This is a genomic window from Pseudomonas sp. G2-4, from assembly GCF_030064125.1.
Lineage (GTDB): Bacteria > Pseudomonadota > Gammaproteobacteria > Pseudomonadales > Pseudomonadaceae > Aquipseudomonas.
In genome coordinates this window covers 5940971-5959724 of sequence record NZ_CP125957.1, presented here as the reverse complement: position 1 = coordinate 5959724, position 18754 = coordinate 5940971, and the positions used below count along the sequence as shown (strand labels likewise).

Annotated in this window: 14 protein-coding genes; 2 read left to right on the top strand and 12 right to left on the bottom strand. The window is 60.9% G+C overall.

Annotated features, from left to right (window positions below; all coding sequences use genetic code 11):
* Positions 1-47: 47 nt before the first annotated feature.
* A complete protein-coding gene (locus QNH97_RS26205) occupies positions 48-707 on the bottom strand; it encodes a hypothetical protein (protein ID WP_283554532.1) in 660 nt (219 codons plus the stop codon).
* 217 nt (positions 708-924) lie between these two features.
* Between QNH97_RS26205 and QNH97_RS26200 the strand changes: the two genes are divergently transcribed.
* Positions 925-1746, top strand: a complete 822-nt coding sequence (locus QNH97_RS26200; protein WP_283554531.1) for a hypothetical protein — start codon at positions 925-927, stop codon at positions 1744-1746.
* 20 nt (positions 1747-1766) lie between these two features.
* Here the strand turns inward: QNH97_RS26200 and tspR are convergent, their stop codons facing one another.
* The 8 genes from tspR to prmA form a co-directional block, all read right to left on the bottom strand.
* On the bottom strand, positions 1767-2363 hold the full coding sequence (tspR, locus tag QNH97_RS26195) for a type III secretion system genes modulator TspR (protein ID WP_283554530.1): 597 nt from the start codon (positions 2361-2363) through the stop codon (positions 1767-1769).
* Between the two features lie 60 nt (positions 2364-2423).
* Entirely contained in the window at positions 2424-5198 is a 2775-nt protein-coding gene (locus QNH97_RS26190) for a hybrid sensor histidine kinase/response regulator (RefSeq protein WP_283554529.1), read from the bottom strand.
* Between the two features lie 99 nt (positions 5199-5297).
* On the bottom strand, positions 5298-6593 hold the full coding sequence (purD, locus tag QNH97_RS26185; RefSeq protein ID WP_283554528.1) for a phosphoribosylamine--glycine ligase: 1296 nt from the start codon (positions 6591-6593) through the stop codon (positions 5298-5300).
* 148 nt (positions 6594-6741) lie between these two features.
* Positions 6742-8349, bottom strand: a complete 1608-nt coding sequence (gene purH / locus QNH97_RS26180; protein WP_283554527.1) for a bifunctional phosphoribosylaminoimidazolecarboxamide formyltransferase/IMP cyclohydrolase — start codon at positions 8347-8349, stop codon at positions 6742-6744.
* A gap of 83 nt (positions 8350-8432) precedes the next feature.
* A complete protein-coding gene (fis, locus tag QNH97_RS26175; protein WP_025211617.1) occupies positions 8433-8753 on the bottom strand; it encodes a DNA-binding transcriptional regulator Fis in 321 nt (106 codons plus the stop codon).
* Positions 8750-9757: a tRNA dihydrouridine synthase DusB gene (gene dusB / locus QNH97_RS26170; protein WP_283554526.1), complete on the bottom strand. Its 1008-nt coding sequence runs from the start codon at positions 9755-9757 to the stop codon at positions 8750-8752. Before dusB ends, fis begins: the two co-directional genes overlap by 4 nt.
* A 185-nt stretch (positions 9758-9942) precedes the next feature.
* Entirely contained in the window at positions 9943-11172 is a 1230-nt protein-coding gene (locus QNH97_RS26165) for a DUF3426 domain-containing protein (protein WP_283554525.1), read from the bottom strand.
* A gap of 30 nt (positions 11173-11202) precedes the next feature.
* Positions 11203-12081: a 50S ribosomal protein L11 methyltransferase gene (gene prmA / locus QNH97_RS26160; RefSeq protein WP_283554524.1), complete on the bottom strand. Its 879-nt coding sequence runs from the start codon at positions 12079-12081 to the stop codon at positions 11203-11205.
* 191 nt (positions 12082-12272) lie between these two features.
* On the opposite strand from prmA, the gene QNH97_RS26155 reads away from it, so the two are divergent.
* Positions 12273-16241, top strand: coding sequence for a dermonecrotic toxin domain-containing protein (locus QNH97_RS26155; protein ID WP_283554523.1), 3969 nt, complete (start codon positions 12273-12275; stop codon positions 16239-16241).
* An 81-nt stretch (positions 16242-16322) separates the two neighbouring features.
* Here the strand turns inward: QNH97_RS26155 and accC are convergent, their stop codons facing one another.
* The 3 genes from accC to aroQ are packed head-to-tail and all read right to left on the bottom strand — an operon-like array spanning position 16323 to position 18646.
* Positions 16323-17684 carry an acetyl-CoA carboxylase biotin carboxylase subunit gene (gene accC / locus QNH97_RS26150; RefSeq protein WP_283554522.1) on the bottom strand — a complete coding sequence of 454 codons (1362 nt, stop codon included), beginning with the start codon at positions 17682-17684 and terminating at the stop codon, positions 16323-16325.
* A gap of 17 nt (positions 17685-17701) precedes the next feature.
* Positions 17702-18166, bottom strand: coding sequence for an acetyl-CoA carboxylase biotin carboxyl carrier protein (gene accB / locus QNH97_RS26145; protein ID WP_025211623.1), 465 nt, complete (start codon positions 18164-18166; stop codon positions 17702-17704).
* Between the two features lie 24 nt (positions 18167-18190).
* Positions 18191-18646, bottom strand: a complete 456-nt coding sequence (gene aroQ / locus QNH97_RS26140) for a type II 3-dehydroquinate dehydratase (RefSeq protein WP_123345040.1) — start codon at positions 18644-18646, stop codon at positions 18191-18193.
* Between the last annotated feature and the right edge of the window lie 108 nt (positions 18647-18754).

Here is an 18754-nt window from a genome sequence, read left to right as displayed (position 1 = left end):
TTTTTCAATTGAACCATCATCGCGCAAAGGACGTTGCACTTTGGAAGTTAATAATTCACGAGACGTTCCTTGCTTAAAGCAAAGCGTCTCATCAAATGCTCATTCAATAACGTGTTGATCAGGGTTCTTCTGCTGTCGAGTTCGCGTCTGTCCAGTTTCAGGAACGCTCTGCGTTGGATAATCCTGGCTGAACGTCTTTCCCAGTTCCAAAACAGAAAACTGCGTCGCTTTATGTCGACACTCAGTTCGAATTTAAACAGGGCAATATGAAGATTGCCTTGTGCATCGTGGCGGGCTGGGACAATTTGAAAGGTTTCGCCCTCCTGGGTTTCGCTGTCAAAGGAGAGGAGGGCCGGGCGATCGTTTTTTAGCGTGTCGAGGGTATCGATCATCGCGTTGGCCTGTCGCGCATCCTTCATGGCGTGAGCGCTCTCCACCAGGAAATCCGCCACGGAGCCCGTGAGCAGATGCTGTGTGCGCGTATGGATGGAGTCTTCATACAGCGACCAGCCGAGGAAATTCAAGGTGCGGGCATATTCTTCGAACCAGCCCTTGGGATTGGCATAGCGGTGATGGCCGAGATCGGCCGATCGGGTGGCGATGTTGTTGCAGTCGGCGATGTCATTGTGGTCTTGCAGGGACGGTGTCCCGATATAGGAAAACAGATTGGGGCCGGTGACCAGTCCGGTTAATCGTTCATTGTTCACGAGTGCTCTCCGTTAGAGTAAGAGTGATATTTGGTTTTGGAGCAGCAATGATGAACGTTGTTTTTAAGTGAGTGGCTGGTTAATTTAAATCTGAATATTTGAAAGTGTGATGGGGTTACATATGCTGCAATCAGTCGGTGTTGTTGTTTTAGACGAGAATAAACTAGATTGAAGCAGGTTCGCAGGAGCGGACTTATTTATAACCAAGGAGGTTTTTATGGAACAGTTCGAAAGTGTAATCAGTGTGGCGCAAAGTGTTGAGTTGCTCAGTGCACGTATCAACAGGCGCAAGGCGTTGGCCACTGCGGGCCGACGTGTACGCAGGTCTGTCGTGCAGATGCATGACAACCCAAACAAGGATCTGGATGCGCTCATGTTGGGGGATGCGCTCGTGGGCTATGGCAACAACATGTCGCTCAACAACATGGCGATCATGGAAAACCTGATGACCATGGCGATCATGGAAGCCAACTATGAGGTGCCCGGCGGCAAAAATACCCGGGCGTGGTACGACGCCTTTATCCAATGCCTGGGGGACCTTGGGTGCTTCATCGCCGAGGACGGCTATACCCGTTACTCCGAGAGCGCCCGACGTGTAGACATGGATTTGGTGATCAGCGATATCGTCAAGGGAATCATCGATGGTGTTAAGGCCGGCGTTCCGGGAGCGGCGGTGCTCGGCGCCGTGGTGAACACCACGATTGATGGTTTGAAGCGGGATGAGGAAACCATGCGTCTGTTCAACAGCCAGGTCAAGGTGGCCGAAGGCGCGCGTTTATCCGTCATTCCATGCGAACAGTTGTCTGACGGTACCCTGATCGCATCGTCCGCTTCGATAAGACAGTCCGGTACTTCAAGTAACGGTGGGGTACTTTTCGTGAACTGGCAATCTTCAGCGCGAGAAATCTATCGCGGTAAATCGTTCGTGACCTTCAACCCTGCCCGCTATGAGGCGTTCAGGCAGGACATTGAAGAGTATCTGGGCGAACACCGCAGAGAGGTACTGAGTAAAAGGTTCAGCCGTCGCAAGCGTGCCTGAGTTTCCAGACACCGTGAGGGCTACGGCACCAGGTACCCTCTCACGCCGGTAAAGATGATCTGCGCCGCCAGCGCACAGACGAACAAGCCCATCAGCCGGCTGACGATCTGCAAACCCTGGTCACCCAGAATCCGTTCGATGCGGCTGGACAGGTAAAGCACGACACCGACGGTGAGGCTGGCCAGGGCGATGCTGATGATGGCCATGAGTTTGTCGTCCCAGTGTGGCTGGCTCACACCCATCACCAGCAGGGCGCCGATGGTGCCGGGGCCGACGGTCAACGGAATGGTCAGCGGGACGATGGTCACGTCCTGCTGAACATTGTCAGTCTGTACGGCTGACTTGCCTTGGGCCATGCCCAGCGCCGAAATGAACAGCACGCTGCCGGCACCGATGCGGAAGGCATCCACGGTGATGCCGAACACACTGAAAATCACCCGCCCGAACAAGTACAGCAATACGCTGGAGACCAGCGTCGCGGTCGCGACTTTCCAGGCCAGGCGCCGTTGCTCCTTGCGCGAGTAGCCGCGAGTCAGGCTGATAAAACACGACAACACGAAGAAGGGGCTGTAGAGCACCAGCATCTTCAGGTAAACACTGAACAGCACATGGAGCATGGTCGAGGCTCAGGCGAAGGAGACGACGGGAGTCTATCAGGCGTTTTGCCGTCTGTCGGCTCAGGACGTCTGCGCGGTACGGTTCTGCTGATCGCGTTGGGCCACCCAATGCTCGATCAGCTCGCGCAGTTGGGACAGCTCAACCGGCTTGGCCATGTGTCCGTCCATTCCGGCCTGGCGGGCGCGCTCCTTGTGTTCGGCCAGGATGTGCGCCGTGAGCGCGACCACCGGGGTGCGGGTCCGCTGGTTACCGACTTCCCAGGCGCGCAGTTGCTGGGTGGCGGAAAAGCCGTCGAGGATCGGCATTTCGCAGTCCATCAAGACCAGGTCGTAGCGCTGCTCCTTCATGGCCTTGAGGGCTTCTTCGCCATTGCTGGCGGTGTCGGGTTGCAAGTTGAGCTTGCCGAGCATGCCACGGATGACCTTGGTGGAAATGCTGTTGTCCTCGGCCACCAGGATGCGGAAATCGCTGGGCACTTTCACCGGCGTGATCGGGCCCGCGTTCACCGGCACGTCCGGCGCCTGACCTTTGTTGCGTTGGTTCAGTTCGTCCGCCAGGGTGGTCTTGAGGGTATAGCCGGCCACCGGTTTGGCGAGGATGCGCTTGACCCCGCTGTTGCGCGCCACGATCTTGCTCGGCGCGTTGCTGATGCCGGTGAGCATGATCAACAGGATGTCGTGGTTCAGGCTCGGGTCCTCCTTGATCTTGGCCGCCAGTTGCATGCCGGTCATGCCGGGCATGTTCTGGTCCAGCAATACCACGTCGAAATAGTCCCGCAGGTGCGCCTTGGTGCGCAGCAGTGCCAAGGCTTCCTTGCCCGACGGCACCGCGCTGACATTCAAGCCCCAGGCGCTGCACTGTTGTACCAACACCTTGCGACAGGTGTCGTTGTCGTCGACGATCAACACCCGCGCCCCTTGCAACGGGGCATCGAGGTCGGAAGTCGGATGTTCGAGGCGATCCGGGTCCAGCGGCAAGGTCAGCCATAAGGTGCTGCCTTGGCTGCTGCCGCTTTTGATGCCGAACTCCCCGTGCATCAGGATGATCAGCTGGCGGGCGATGACCAAGCCCAGGTTACCGCCCAGGCGCGTGGCCGAGAGGAAATTCTTGCTGTGCAATTCGGCATGCATCAGCGAGTCGCGCTCTTCGGCGTCCATCGGCGAGCCACTGTCCTGCACCGCAATGCGCAGGCGTGGTTGATTGCTGCGCTCGTCGAGGGCCACGACGATCAAGACCTCGCCTTCGTCGGTTTTTTTCAGGGCGTTTTCCAGCAGGCTCAACAGCGCCTGGCGCAGCCGCGTCGGATCGCCGCTGATCACTCGCGGCACCTGGGGTTGGATGAAGCTGATCAGCTCGACATTTTGCTGCTCTGCCTTGGCGCGGAAGATGCTCAGGCAATCCTCGATCAGGGCGTTGAGGTCGAACTGCACATCGTCGAGTTCGATCTGTCCGGATTCGAGCCGGGAAATGTCGAGTATCTCGTTGATGAGGGTCAGTAATTCATTGCCGGCGCTGTGGATCGTCTGCACGTAGTCCCTCTGCTTGACCGACAGGGGGGTGCCCAATAGCAGTTCGGTCATGCCCAGTACACCGTTCATCGGAGTACGGATCTCGTGGCTGATCTTGGCCAGGAACTCGGCCTTGGCATTGATCTCGGCATTGCTCGCCGCCAGGTCGCGGCTGATGCTGAAACGACTTTCATTGATCGAGCGCTGGCGCTCGCCCAGGGCGACACTCATCAACAGGCCGCTGATGCAGATGAAGACCAGCAGCGTGACGATCAAACCTTGCGGAGGGACTTCCGTGAGCCCTTGCAGCGCCGGAAGGATGATCAGCGTGCCCAGGTTGAAGACCACCATGGCCGCGACAAACAGCCGTGCCGGGCGGTAGCCCTTTTGCCAGTGCCAGGCGCTGACGAACAGCATGCTCAGGCCGGCCAGGGCCACGAGGGCATAGGTCATGATATTGAGCGGCAGTGTGTTGACGAACAACAGCAACAGGCTGCACAGCATGACGACCACAATGTCCCCCAGCAGCAGCCGATTCAGCGGATGCGGCCCCAGGGGCGCGAAAAAGCGATAGGCGAACATCAAGCCACAGGGCGCGGTCAACAACAGGGCCAGGTAGGCCCCGGGCGTCTGGATCGTGGGCCAGTTGGGCAACCAGGGGCCCGCCAGATTCAGCAGCAGCACCAGGCTCAGCATCAACAGCATTTCGCAGGCGGCCAGCCACAGGCAACTGCGCGAGCGGGTATAGGCGTAGCGGGTGAGGTTGTGCAGGATCAGCATGGCGATGCAGCCGAACAGCAGCCCATAGATCAGCGTCTGGTTCTGATTGGCCGCCGCCAGCACCGCCGGTTGCAGGGTGACGTAGGGGCGTAGTTCGTGGCGGGATGCCAGTCGCAGGTAGACGTCCAGTGGTTTATCGCTGCGGGGCAGCGCCAGCATGAAATCGCTGGTGGGCACGGGGAGTTCGGTACGCGGCAGGGTATCGCCGCTGACTTGTTGATCAACCAGGGCATCGCCGTCCAGCACATAGAGATTCAGGCGTGACAGGTCGGGCGCGAAGATGCGCAGTATTTGTTCATGTTTGTCGGGGGCCAGTCGGAAACGTAGCCACAGTGCGCCGCCAGGTTCAGCCGCCTTGAGGCGGTCCAGGTCGATGGGGCTGAATTGATTGGTGTAGCGGGCAGAACGGATGTCGCTCAGCTTCAGGTCGCCCTGTTCATCGAGCAATATCGCCCAGCCACTGCCTGGCGCGGCCTGGGCCGGGAGCATGCAGAGCAGCGTCAGCAGGGTGACGGTAAAGCCTATGGCAATCCTGAGCCAGCGCACGGCGAAATCCCTTCGTAGGTTGATGCCAGATTATAACTATGCGCGGCGCCCGAGTAGACAGGCAAGGGCCACCGACCCTTGCCTGGCGGAATGAACGGGTTATTCCAGATTTTCGCCGCGCTCGCGGGCAATGGCACGGTAGCCAATGTCCTTGCGGTAGAAACAGCCTTCCCAATCAAGCTCGGCAGCAAGCTTGTAGGCTTGCTGCTGGGCGGCGTCGACACTGGTGCCCATGGCGGTGGCGCAAAGCACGCGACCGCCAGCGGTGACTACTTGGCCATCCTTCAAGGCGGTACCTGCGTGGAACACCTTGCCTTCCAGCTGGGCCGCGGCGTCCAGGCCCTGGATAACGCTACCTTTGGTGTAGTCGCCCGGATAACCGCCCGCCGCCAATACCACGCCGACGCTTGGACGCGGATCCCATTGGGCTTCGACTTTGTCCAGCGCCTGGGCCAGGGCGGCTTCGACCAGCAGCACCAGGCTCGATTGCAGGCGCAGCATCACCGGCTGGGTCTCAGGATCGCCGAAACGGCAGTTGAATTCGATGACTTTTGGGTTACCAGCCTTGTCGATCATCAGGCCAGCGTACAGGAAGCCAGTGTAGACGTTGCCTTCTTCGGCCATGCCGCGCACGGTCGGCCAGATCACCAGGTCCATGACCCGCTGATGCACTTGGGCCGTGACCACCGGGGCCGGGGAGTAGGCACCCATGCCACCGGTGTTCGGGCCGCTGTCGCCGTCGCCGACGCGTTTGTGGTCCTGGCTGGTGGCCATCGGCAAGACGTTCTTGCCATCGACCATGACGATGAAGCTGGCTTCCTCGCCGTCGAGAAACTCTTCGATCACCACCCGGGAACCGGCATCACCGAATGCGTTGCCGGCCAGCATGTCGCGCACGGCCTCTTCGGCCTCGGCCAGGGTCATGGCGACGATCACGCCTTTACCGGCGGCCAGGCCGTCGGCCTTGATCACGATCGGCGCGCCTTTCTCCCGCAGATAAGCCAGGGCGGGTTCGATTTCGGTGAAGTTCTGGTAATCGGCGGTCGGGATCTTGTGACGTGCCAGGAAATCCTTGGTGAACGCTTTCGAGCCTTCCAGCTGCGCGGCGCCGGCGGTCGGGCCGAAGCAGTCCAGGCCGCGGGAGCGGAACAGGTCGACCACACCGGCGACCAGCGGCACTTCCGGACCGACAATGGTCAGCGCGACGTTCTTCTCGGCGAAATCAGCCAGTTGTTCCAGGGCCAGCACGTCGATGGCGACGTTTTCACACTTGGCTTCGATAGCGGTACCGGCATTGCCCGGCGCCACGAAGACCTTCTGCACGCGGGGATCCTGAGCCACTTTCCAGGCCAGGGCGTGTTCACGGCCACCGCTGCCAATGATCAAAACATTCATTTCAAAAACCTCAAATTCTGTAAGGCGCTGCTGGGGCGCTTTATGTGGGAGCGAGCCTGCTCGCGAAAGCGGTGTATCAGCCACCATCAACGTCGCTGGCAGATTGCATTCGCGAGCAGGCTCGCTCCCACATTTCGATCAGGGTGTATCAGTGACGGAAGTGGCGCATGCCGGTGAATACCATGGCGATGCCGGCTTCGTCGGCGGCGGCGATTACTTCGTTGTCACGCATCGAGCCCCCCGGCTGGATCACCGCGGTGATACCGACCTTGGCCGCATTGTCGATGCCGTCGCGGAACGGGAAGAACGCATCGGAGGCCATGACCGCGCCTTGTACCTGCAAGCCGGCGTGTTCAGCCTTGATCGCGGCGATACGGGCCGAGTTCACGCGGCTCATCTGGCCGGCGCCGACGCCGATGGTCTGACGGTTCTTGGCGTACACGATGGCGTTGGACTTGACGTACTTGGCGACTTTCCAGGCGAAGATCAGGTCGTGGATTTCCTGCTCGCTCGGAGCGCGCTTAGTCACCACCTTGAGGTCTTCGCTGCCAATCATGCCGATGTCACGGCTCTGGACCAGCAGGCCGCCATTGACACGCTTGTAGTCCCAGGCCGGTGCACGGTCGGCCGACCATTGGCCGCAGGCCAGCAAGCGCACGTTGGCCTTGGCGGCAACGATGGCGCGGGCTTCCTCACTGACCGAAGGGGCGATGATCACTTCGACGAACTGACGCTCGACGATGGCCTTGGCGGTCTCGGCGTCCAGTTCACGGTTGAAGGCGATGATGCCGCCGAAGGCCGACTCGGTGTCGGTGGCGTAGGCCAGTTCGTAGGCCTGGCGAATGCCGCCTTCGGCGTCGGGGCTCACGGCCACGCCGCACGGGTTGGCGTGCTTGACGATCACGCAGGCTGGCTTGACGAAGCTCTTCACGCATTCCAGCGCGGCGTCGGTGTCGGCCACGTTGTTGAACGACAATTCCTTGCCTTGCAGCTGGGTAGCGGTGGCAATGCCGACTTCGGCAGGCTTGGCTTCCACGTAGAACGCCGCGCTCTGGTGCGGGTTCTCGCCGTAGCGCATTTCCTGGGCCTTGACGAACTGGCTGTTGAAGGTGCGCGGGAATTCGCTGCGGCCGGAGGTCGAGAGGGTTTCAGCAGCCTGGTTCACGGTGCCCATGTAGTTGGCGATCATGCCGTCGTAGGCGGCGGTGTGTTCGAAGGCCTTGAGCATCAGGTCGAAACGCTGGGCGTAGGTCAGGCCGCCGGCCTTGAGGTTGTCCAGCACGCTGGCGTAGTCGCTGGCGTTGACCACGATGGCCACGTCTTTGTGGTTCTTGGCTGCCGAGCGGACCATGGTTGGGCCACCGATGTCGATGTTCTCGATGGCGGTCGGCAGGTCGCAGCCTGGCTTGTTGATGGTGGCTTCGAACGGGTAGAGGTTGACCGCGACCAGGTCAATCGGCTTGATGCCGTGTTCGTTCATGATGGCGTCGTCGATGCCGCGACGGCCCAGGATCCCGCCGTGGATCTTCGGGTGCAGGGTCTTGACCCGACCGTCCATCATTTCCGCAAAACCGGTGTAGTCCGCGACTTCCACTGCGGCGACGCCGTTGTCCTGCAGCAACTTGAAGGTCCCGCCGGTGGAGAGAATCTCGACGCCCAGCTGTTGCAGCTCGCGGGCGAATTCGAGGATCCCGGTCTTGTCGGAGACGCTGATCAAGGCGCGGCGGATCGGCAGGCGGGTGGTCTGGTCGGTCATTTCAATTTCCATCAAAAGCAAGGGAAGTCAGCAAAAAAGGCGACCGTTTTTTATGCGGGCGCCTTTCTGGTTTGATTGAATGCTTACAGCAGATCGTACTGCTTGAGTTTCTTGCGCAGGGTGCCGCGGTTCAGGCCCAACAGCTCACTGGCCTTGGTCTGGTTGCCCTTGACGTAGTTCATCACGCTTTCGAGCAGCGGTGCCTCGACTTCGGAAAGCACCAGGTTGTACACATCCGTGACGGCAGCGCCCTCAAGGTGGGCGAAATAATTGTGCAGCGCCTTCTCGACACTCCCGCGAAGGGTCTGACCTTCTTCGCTGGGCGTGTTGAGGTGCTGTTTCAAATTCACATTGTCGCTCACGGGTGTTATTCCACTCACTAAAGTCTCGGTCATCATCGTCATGCGGCCACCCCTTCGTCCCCTGTCAGGCTCTTGTAACGCTCAGCGAAGAACGCCTGAACGTCGGCGCATTGTGCTTGCGTACCATCCAAACGATTGAAACGGGCGCGAAACTCCCTGGCGCCCGGCAGGGTTGCGAGATACCAGCCCACATGCTTGCGAGCGATGCGTACACCCATGACTTCTCCGTAGAAGGCATGCAGCGCGGCCAGATGCTCTAGCAGAATACGTTCCACCTCGGACAACTGCGGCGCAGCGAGTTTTTCGCCCGTGCGCAGGAAGTGTTCGATCTCACGAAAAATCCATGGCCGCCCCTGGGCGGCCCGGCCGATCAACAGTCCGTCGGCACCAGTCGCGTCCAGCACGTACCGGGCCTTCTCGGGCGAATCGACGTCGCCGTTGGCAAAGACCGGAATCGACACTGCCTGCTTGATCGCGGCAATGGTGTCGTACTCCGCTTCACCGGTATACAGGTCGGCACGGGTGCGGCCGTGGACCGCCAGCGCCGTGATACCTGCCTGTTCGGCGATCTTCGCCACTGTCAGGCCGTTCTTGTTCTCCCGGTCCCACCCGGTGCGGATCTTCAGGGTCACCGGCACATCCACTGCGGCGACGACCGCCTGCAGGATCTCGGTGACCAGGGCTTCATCTTTCAACAGTGCCGAGCCTGCGGCCTTGTTGCAGACCTTCTTTGCCGGGCAACCCATGTTGATGTCGATGATCTGCGCGCCCATCGCCACATTGGCCCGGGCCGCCTCCGCCAGCATCTGTGCGTCGCCACCGGCAATCTGTACCGAGCGGGGCTCGGGATCACCTTCGTGGATCATGCGCAGACGCGATTTGCGGGTGTTCCACAAACTCATGTCGCTGGTGACCATTTCCGAAACCACCAGACCTGCGCCCAGTCGCTTGCACAGCTGACGAAAGGGCTGATCGGTGACGCCCGCCATAGGGGCGAGAACCAGGCCGTTCTGCAATGTATATGGGCCGATGCGTACCGCCGACATAGGACTTCCCTGAAGTGGGGCCGGATCATGAGACTTCGAAAAAGGGTTGGCATGATACCCGCTCTCGATGACTGGATAAAGGTCGAATTGGATAAAATCTGAACAGCTATTTTGTTATCGCCAGCGGTTTGGTCTGGGTGGGCTGAGTCAGAAAGCTGTCGTCAATCGACCGACCCCTGGCGGCTTCACTCGGGCGAATGGAAGCTCAGGCTGTAGTTCACCGCTTTAGGTCCTGGGTCCAGGATGTCCAGCGCGATGTGGATCGGGGTCTGCGGCGGCATTTCGCCGCGGCCTTCGAGATCGCCCCCCAGGTACTCCCCGGGCTTGAAGCGGCGACTGGCGAGCAAGTGCCCGTTGAGGTCGGCGAAACGCAGCTCCAGCAGCGGAAAAGGCTGGGAGAAGGGTGCTCGGTTGTAGATGATCGCGTCCACCACCAGGGCGCCGCTGAACTCCGGATGGCTGCGCACCACCAGGTTGCTGCTTTTGATCTTGGCGATGTCGACCTTGGAGGGTACGTCGCAACCGATGGTCGGGCAGATTTGCAGGAACCAGGGACGGTACTGGTCCTGGCGGGCCAATTCCTCGAAATGGTACGCAATGTACTGGCCGCCCAGGGCTGCGGCGGCGAGCAGGATCAACAGGCCCCACAGCAAGCGGCGGCCCCACGGCGAACGGCGTTTGCGCCAGTCCAGCTGCAGAGGATCGTCATCCAGGTCATGGAGGGCCTCGGCGCGCAGGCCGGGCTCATGGCGTTCGCGCGACTGGCGCAGCGGTGCCGGCTGCACGGGTTCGTCGTCGTGGTCGTCGGTGGCCGACAGGCGCTCAAGGTGTTCGTGGGGCTCGTCGTCCGGTTCCAGGCGTAGCAGGGTGACAGGCTCGTCCTCCGGCTCCAGCGGCTCTAGGGCCAGGGACAAGGATGGCTCGGTGCGCGGTGGCCGGGCGGGCTCATGGGGCTCGAATGGCTCCACTGGCGCCTGGATGACCGCTTCGGCACGCTCCGCCGGGGATTGGCTGTACAGGCTATCGGACCAGGGCTCCTGCTCGTTCGAGAGGTGATCTCGTTGCGCACTCAGATTGTCTTCATGGCGTCGGCCGAAGGTATCCGGTGCCCGCTTGTCGCGCCGTTCCAGGCGCGCCAGTTCCTTGTCCAGATCATCGAGGTCCAGCTCGGCGGCGGTCCATTGTTTCTGGCTGATTGCCCGTGGCGGCGCTTCTGCGGCAGGGCTCTTGATCGGCGGCGCCAGGGGCGTGACGGTTTCCTTGCCGGCACGTTGCTCCAGCAATTGCCGCGCGGCATTGAACACTTGCAGGCACGAGCCGCAACGAACCACCCCGCGGGCCACGCTCAATTGAGTATGGCTGACGCGAAAGCTGGTGTGGCAATGCGGGCACTGGGTGACGAAGCTGTCAGTCATGCGGCAATCCGGTTGATACAGGCGGCCATTCTAGCGCCGACGTCCGGTGATGCGCACCCAGCCATCGCGATTGGCGATCGGATCGAGGTCAAAGTCCGCGGCATAGGCGGCGGCGACTTCTTCGCCTTGCTCGGCGAGGATGCCCGACAGCGCCAGGCGCCCGCCCGGCTTGACCAGGCTCGACAGTTGCGGTGCCAGTGACACCAGCGGGCCGGCGAGGATATTGGCCACCAGCACGTCGGCCTGGACCTGTGGCAAGTCCTGCGGCAGGTACAGCGGGAACAGGGCTTCGGCAATGTTGTTGCGCCCGGCGTTATCGCGAGAGGCCTCCAGGGCCTGGACGTCAATGTCGGTGCCGACTGCTTCCCTGGCGCCCAGCAGGAGCGCGGCGATGGCCAGGATCCCCGAGCCGCAGCCGAAATCGAGTACATCGCAGCCCTTGAGGTCCTGGCCGTCGAGCCATTCCAGGCACAACGCGGTGGTCGGGTGGGTGCCGGTGCCGAACGCCAGGCCTGGGTCCAGCAGCAGGTTCACAGCCTCAGGTTCGGGTGCGGCGTGCCAGCTCGGTACGATCCATAGGCGCTGGCCGAAGCGCATCGGCTGGAAGTTGTCCATCCAGCTGCGTTCCCAGTCCTGGTCTTCGATCACTTCGCTGTGATGCTCAGGCAGCGGACCGCCGGTCAGCAGCTCGAGATGGGCCAGCACACTGGCCGCCTCGGTGCCGCCTTCGAACAGGGCCAGCAGGTGGGTGTGGGACCACAGCGGCGTGGTATTGAGTTCCGGCTCGAAGATCGGCTGGTCTTCGGCGTCCATGAAGGTGACCGATACAGCGCCGACTTCAAGAAACGCATCTTCGTAGGTTTCGGCTTGTTCCGGGCTGATGGCCAGATGTACTTGCAGCCAAGGCATGGCGGGCACCTTTGGAAAAATCTACAGGGGGCAGCGCAGGGCTGCAAAGGCGCGCAGTGTACGCCAGGTCGCCGTCAAAGTGGATAAGCGAGTCTTGCGCCGTCCAGGCGGGTGTTTCGATATATATATGTATGACATGCCGGTGCTGGCGGGCGGATAAGGTGCGGGTCCACACAACAGGGAGGAATGTGATGGACAACACTGCCGAGCGGCAAAGAAACGTCAACGGCACGGGGCCGGTATCTTCCCCGCAGGTAGCAACCGCGCAAGCCATCTTGGAGAAATTGTCTCGGTGGCAGGCGGCTATCGACGCACGACTGCACACCCAGATGACCTTGCTGGAGGTGCTGGAGGAGTATGTGTTGGTCGAGCTGCGCAACCACTATTACCACGGCAACATCGCCCCGCATTTCATGGACACCCTGCTCGACACGGTGCTGCAACGCATGATCGATCACAAATCGGTGGTCGCTGACGAAGAACAGCAGGCGCCCTATCGCTGGCCGGGCGGGGCAGACCTTGGGTTTCCGGCCGAGCGCCAGCAGGTCATCGCCCAGGCGGTAGAGGGCGTAGCCACGGGTTTTATCCATCACTACAAAGACTATCTGCGACGTCATTGGCGAATGACTGGGCGCGACGTTTCGCTTGAGGCGCTGCTCAAGCAGAAGCTCGATGAGCACATGGCTGCAGTCGACATGCTCTTCCAGCCTGACCCGTTGGCGAGCCTGGAGGGCGATGAGCTAAGGGAGAAAGTCGAAGCGCTCCAGGACACCTGGCGTCGGATGAGTCAATTGACCGCATTGGCGACGACGCAGGAGCGTCAAAGCCTTGAAGCCATCGCGCGTTGGCAACTGCCTGATTGGTTGCGAGGGCTAAGCGAAGTTGATCGTAAAAAGCTCAAGGTTTTTCAGGACCAGACCGCCCAGGCCCAGGCGCTGCTGGATGGACTGCTCGATGGCCTGGGTTCGCGGCAGGCCTTTGCCCGGCATCTGGTCAAGGATTATGTCAGGCGTGAGCGGGACATGGACGTCGAGCCGGACCGCATTCGAGTGCAGCTGCAGTGGCGAAGTGTGATGGGGCAGCCGGTGCAGACCCGCAGCCTGAGCGAGTTGCTGGCGGCCGGCCCCATAAGGCCGGACACCGTGGCGGTGTTCCTGGTGGAAAACGGCGCCATGCTGCGGAGCCAGCCCCTTTCGCCAGCGTTCATCAGTCAATTGCTGGCGGACGTTGATGCCCCGGCCGGGTACTTGCAGGCGCTGGTCGGCCTGTATGGCCGAGGGGATCTGAAAGACGCCATGCTCGATTGGTTCACGGCACGATTGCAGCAAAGTGCGTTCATTGCCCGCTGTGCGGGTCATTTGAAGGTGAGCAACCATGAGGCCGTCAAAGCGCTGTGGGAGGGCGAAGCTTCGGCACGGTCCGCCAGCGTTCTGCGGGTCAGCTGCCTGGTGCTGCCAAACACGTTGAAGTGTGCCGATTTGCTCTTGTTCTATCGCGAGGACCTGCAGAGCGACTTGTTGCTGTACGCCCCCGACAAACCGGATGGCCAGGAGTGGATCGAATTGCCCTCGCTGTGGGCCGTGAGTGTGGAAATAGGCGCCTGGACCCGCAGCGAAGCCGGTCGCGAGTACCTGCTGCAGCGGATCTCTCCAGGGCAGCGAGGCGTGGCCCGGGAATACTTTGCCCGCGTGGCAGACAAGCCGATGACATGGGATACAAGCCGGGATCCCAGAGGCGCGGTGGGCGGTTTCAAGGCTTGCCTTGAAGACATCGTTGCAATGGGCCTGGACAACAACCTGGCACAGGTGGAGCTGGACGAATCGCCTCGCTGGTACTCCGCCCTGCCGATAGAGGCGCGGCCAACCATCAGCAGTTTGAGCCAGGAACTTCTGGTCCATCAGCAGGTGTTCAATAAACAGCTGGAGGGCTACGAAGTCTTCGTGGATTTCGCCAAGCGTATCGTCACGCAAGCGATTGGCCCTTACATGCGCAGCAAGGGTGTGCAGGCGCCGGTCGATCCTGCAACGGTGCTCATCGACTACAACCCGGGGTTGGCGGACGGCAAGACGAAGGTCGCCAGCCTGCTGGAGCTCGTCATCCATGGGTATGACGACAACTCGGGTATCGACAATCCCAGAAAAGGTGTGCGCTCATCGGTGGGGCAGGACCTGGGGCAGGTCCGCAGTGCGGAGCTTGCGTCTTATATACGGCGGGCGTACGTGGGCGAGCAATATGTACGGGAGGTCCGTGCCAGGTTCCTCGATGCCAGTGCTCCTGAATACACCGCACGGCGCAATGCCTACCGCAGCCTGTTGCTGACCCGGATGGACCGTGACCTGCGTGTCGCAACGGGCAAATCCCAGTTGAGCGCGAATGAGTTCTGGTGGCTTACCCGCCAAGTCACCCTTCTGGGTGAGTCGGTGCCAGTGTCCGGTCCGGTGTATTCGGGGACCGTCGTGCAGCACGAAGGGGTGATCAGGTTTTCCGTCGGCGGCCATATTGTGATGGGCGTCTACGTCTTCGCCTACTTCGATCCGAAGGGCGCCTATTGGCTGTACACGCCGGACGCTCCGGACGGTGTCACGTTTCGCCGATACCAGGACTTTCCCGGGGCGGTCGCCACGCGCCTGCATGACTACGTGCTGCAGCGGGTCGCGCTCGGCGCCCGCGCGGCGGTCAGGCGTTCGTTGGCGGCGCTGGCGGCGACGAGCATTGGCGTCGACACATTGCGCGAGTTCAATCGAGTGAACGATATCCAGGCGGAGTTCGATGCCTACATCGAGCGCGCGCTCAGCGATGTGGAAGACGTCACCAAAAGTCGCGCCGAGGTGATCAGGCACCAGGTCATCAAGGGGCTGCTGTTTGCGTCGGCTCCCGTGTGCCTGGTTTATCCGCCCTTTGCCTTGCTGCTGGATGTCGCCTTTATTGTCGTCAGCGTCAAACAGGCCACCGAGGCGCATGGGCAGGGCGACACGGATCGTGCGCTGGGCCACTGGCTGATGGTCTCCTGGGGCCTATTGTTCGCTGCCTTGGGGGGCGGGACCCTTGCTCCGCTACTGGGGCGGGCGGCCAGAAGCCTGAAGCTTGTCGTGAAGCCTATGTCACTGTCCGAGCAGCGCTTGAGGAGCGTGACCCCGCTGGTTGCCAAAGAGACCGGGCCGGTGATCCAGCCCATACGTTTCAAGCCGAAACAGGCGGTCGGCAAAGCGCCTGAGAATCTGGAGCAGGTCACCGGGGAGAGCATCTTCCGGGGCACCTATCGCAGCCCGTCCAGCGCATCGCAGCCCCACACTGCTTATTACATCCGCAGTAAAGGCAAGTACTACCAAGTGAAGGAGGACCCTTACTTCGGCGGTTTGTGCCTGGTGGATGCCAGTCGCCCCGGTGCCTTGTACAACCTGCCCATCCGCAGGGCGGGAACGGGCAAGTGGGTACACAACGAGGTCGGCTTGAAAGGGGGCAATGATCAGATGCTTGTCCTCGGACGGGTGAATGATCTGCGGCAGGCGTTTCCCGGTCATGTCTTCCCGGACGTATCAAGGGGCGCGTTGCAGGGCGAGGCCGTGGTGGCGAGGTTCAGCGAGGCAGCGGCGGATAACTATCTGTTCTCCCTGAACGCGCAGACCTGCGTGATCGCGTCGTTGTATAACCCGACCACCAAGGCCGGGGCCGTTATCCATTTCGATCACAATATCCGCACACTGATCGAGCGCAGCCTGCGGGACGTGACGCGGCACCTGGGCGCAAACGCAAAGGATATTCGTACGACCCTGGTGGGTGGCGACTGGCTGACGGGGGCTGACATTGGCGGGCGGGTCAGGTCGGCGATGCGGCGCCAGGGGCTGCGACCCACCTGGGATCATTGGTCGTACTCGTCCTGCTTCGGCAATACCTATGGTGTTTCACTGGATCTGCGCAGTGGTGTCACGACGGTATTCAAGACATCAGCCAGTCAGGTCGAACGCTACTACATACCAGTGCTGGCGCGGGCGAAGCAGGGTTCTGATCCGGTGTCGGTGCGGGCTCGTGGGTTCATGGCGCGCGTGCGCAGCGAACCGCTGGTAGCCAATGCCAGTGGTGCCGTTCTCACCCCGCAGGGGCGGCCAGCGACTGCGGCGCAGATCGAAGCCCACGCGTTCCCTACGGTGGCGCTGAGCTGATCCATTTGGCCGTCATCTTGAAGAGCAGGCAAAAAAAGACCCCGGCCAATGGACCGGGGTCTTTTTACATCACTTGAAACATCAGTGCTGGTTGCCCAGCTTGTGTTCCAGGTAATGGATGTTGACGCCGCCTTTGCAGAAGCCTTCGTCACGGACCAGATCGCGGTGCAACGGGATGTTGGTCTTGATCCCGTCAACAACGATTTCGTCCAGTGCATTGCGCATGCGCGCCAGGGCTTCGTCACGGGTCGCCCCGTAGGTGATCAGCTTGCCGATCAACGAATCGTAGTTCGGCGGAACCGCGTAACCGCTGTACAGGTGCGAATCGACGCGAACGCCATTGCCGCCCGGGGCATGGAAATGCTTGACCGTGCCTGGGCTTGGCATGAAGGTTTTCGGGTCTTCGGCGTTGATCCGGCATTCCAGCGAATGGCCGCGGATGACCACGTCTTCCTGGGTGAACGACAGCTTGTTGCCAGCGGCGATGCTGAGCATCTCCTTGACGATGTCGATACCGGTGACCATTTCCGAAACCGGGTGCTCCACCTGAACACGGGTGTTCATTTCGATGAAGTAGAAGCTACCGTTCTCGTACAGGAACTCAAAGGTACCGGCGCCACGGTAGCCGATGTCGATGCAGGCCTTGACGCAGCGTGCCAGGACTTCCTGGCGAGCCTTCTCGTCGATGCCCGGTGCCGGCGCTTCTTCGAGAACCTTCTGGTGACGACGTTGCAGCGAGCAATCGCGGTCGCCCAGATGGATGGCCTGGCCCTGGCCGTCGGACAGCACCTGGACTTCGACGTGACGCGGGTTGGTCAGGAACTTTTCCAGGTAGACCATCGGGTTGCCGAACGCCGCGCCCGCTTCGGAGCGGGTCAGTTTCGCCGAGGAAATCAGGTCTTCTTCCTTGTGTACCACGCGCATGCCGCGACCACCGCCGCCGCCAGCGGCCTTGATGATCACCGGATAACCGACTTCACGACCGATGCGCAAAGCGGTTTCTTCGTCTTCAGGCAGCGGGCCGTCAGAACCCGGAACGGTAGGTACACCGGCGGCAATCATGGCGTGCTTGGCCGAAACCTTGTCGCCCATCAGGCGGATGGTGTCGGCTTTCGGGCCAATGAAGGCAAAACCGGAGTTTTCGACCTGTTCGGCGAAGTCGGCGTTTTCCGCCAGGAAACCGTAGCCCGGGTGAATGGCGGTGGCGCCGGTCACTTCAGCAGCGGCGATGATCGCCGGGATGTGCAGGTAAGAGTGCGCAGCCGACGCCGGACCGATGCAGACGGATTCGTCTGCCAGGCCCAGGTGCATCAGTTCTTTGTCGGCCTTGGAGTAAACGGCGACGGTCTTGATGCCCATCTCTTTGCAGGCGCGCAGAATCCGCAGGGCAATTTCACCGCGGTTGGCGATCAGGACTTTTTCCAACTTCGCAGGTTTCAACATCGAAGGCTCTCCGCGGTTCAAACGATGGTGAACAGCGGTTGGTCGTACTCAACCGGCTGGCCGTCTTCGACGAGGATGGACTCGATCACACCGCTGGTTTCAGCTTCGATGTGGTTCATCATCTTCATGGCTTCGACGATGCACAGGGTGTCGCCTTTCTTCACGGTCTGGCCGACTTCAACGAAGGACGGCGAGGACGGCGAGGACTTGCGATAGAACGTGCCCACCATTGGCGAGCGGGCGACGGTGCCGTTGAGCGTTGGTGCGGCAGGTGCTGCTGGAGCAGCGGCGGCAACTGGCGCTGCTGCAGGAGCAGGTGCAGCGGCCGGAGCGTGCATCGGCGCCGGTGCGTAGAACTGCTGGGCTGGGGTCTTGCTGTGACGGCTGATGCGTACGGACTCTTCGCCTTCCTTGATCTCGAGCTCGTCGATGCCGGACTCTTCCAGCAATTCGATCAGTTTCTTAACTTTACGGATATCCATGAATCATCAACTCCCAAGGGTCGGTCAGGGGCGTATAGCTTGTTGTTCAAGCTGTTCCAGGGCAGCCTCCAAGGCCAGGCGGTAGCCGCTGGCGCCAAGGCCGCAGATCACTCCCACCGCTACATCGGAGAAGTAAGAGTGATGGCGGAAAGGTTCGCGTTTGTGCACGTTAGACAAATGCACTTCGATGAATGGGATGCTCACCGCCAGCAGCGCGTCACGTAATGCGACACTTGTGTGCGTAAAAGCTGCGGGATTGATCAAAATGAAGTCCACGCCTTCGCCACGCGCGGCATGGATGCGGTCGATCAATTCATATTCGGCGTTGCTTTGCAGGTAGAGCAAATGATGGCCGGCGGTGCGGGCCCGCTGTTCCAGGTCCTGGTTGATCTGGGCCAGGGTCACGGCCCCGTAGACGCCCGGTTCGCGGGTGCCCAGCAGGTTCAGGTTGGGTCCGTGCAGGACCAATAGGGTCGCCATCTGCTGTTCCTTGTTATCTGTGAGCAGGTGTCAGAACCCGGCGACTATGCCGCAAAGCCTTTATGACTGTCCAGTTCTCTGCAATAGCCAGCACGATGACCGATGTTT

Excerpts from the sequence above, each read along its gene's own strand:
- QNH97_RS26200 (WP_283554531.1), top strand. The coding sequence starts at position 925 with ATGGAACAGTTCGAAAGTGTAATCAGTGTGGCGCAAAGTGTTGAGTTG.
- tspR (WP_283554530.1), bottom strand. The coding sequence starts at position 2,363 with ATGCTCCATGTGCTGTTCAGTGTTTACCTGAAGATGCTGGTGCTCTAC.
- purD (WP_283554528.1), bottom strand. The coding sequence starts at position 6,593 with ATGAATGTTTTGATCATTGGCAGCGGTGGCCGTGAACACGCCCTGGCC.
- purH (WP_283554527.1), bottom strand. The coding sequence starts at position 8,349 with ATGACCGACCAGACCACCCGCCTGCCGATCCGCCGCGCCTTGATCAGC.
- fis (WP_025211617.1), bottom strand. The coding sequence starts at position 8,753 with ATGACGATGATGACCGAGACTTTAGTGAGTGGAATAACACCCGTGAGC.
- dusB (WP_283554526.1), bottom strand. The coding sequence starts at position 9,757 with ATGTCGGCGGTACGCATCGGCCCATATACATTGCAGAACGGCCTGGTT.
- QNH97_RS26165 (WP_283554525.1), bottom strand. The coding sequence starts at position 11,172 with ATGACTGACAGCTTCGTCACCCAGTGCCCGCATTGCCACACCAGCTTT.
- prmA (WP_283554524.1), bottom strand. The coding sequence starts at position 12,081 with ATGCCTTGGCTGCAAGTACATCTGGCCATCAGCCCGGAACAAGCCGAA.
- QNH97_RS26155 (WP_283554523.1), top strand. The coding sequence starts at position 12,273 with ATGGACAACACTGCCGAGCGGCAAAGAAACGTCAACGGCACGGGGCCG.
- accC (WP_283554522.1), bottom strand. The coding sequence starts at position 17,684 with ATGTTGAAACCTGCGAAGTTGGAAAAAGTCCTGATCGCCAACCGCGGT.
- accB (WP_025211623.1), bottom strand. The coding sequence starts at position 18,166 with ATGGATATCCGTAAAGTTAAGAAACTGATCGAATTGCTGGAAGAGTCC.
- aroQ (WP_123345040.1), bottom strand. The coding sequence starts at position 18,646 with ATGGCGACCCTATTGGTCCTGCACGGACCCAACCTGAACCTGCTGGGC.